Source organism: Peribacillus sp. N1, assembly GCF_054600815.1.
Map to the genome: position 1 here is coordinate 1 of NZ_BAAHZO010000077.1, position 245 is coordinate 245.

The window sequence follows — 245 nt, forward strand, 5'->3', positions numbered from 1 at the left end:
CAAGTAAATCCTCAATAACGACTTTGGCAGATGCATCCCCGAACTATGCCACGACAATCAAATCAAGTATTGCATCTAACGACTCTTCCAGAGTCAAAGAAACTACGACACCTTTTCCAGCAGCAAAACCATCCTCTTTTATGACGATGTGTGCACCCATTTTTTCGATATACGCCTTTGATGAATCATAATCAGAGAATGTTTCATATTCCGAGGTCGGAATGCTATAGTTCTTCATTAAATCT

General features: G+C 39.6%; 1 pseudogene. It reads right to left on the reverse strand.

Features of this window, described 5'->3' with window-relative positions:
* Positions 1–43 precede the first annotated feature (43 nt).
* Positions 44–245, reverse strand: a pseudogene (locus ACYP5M_RS26670) (phosphoribosylamine--glycine ligase); the annotation flags it as partial.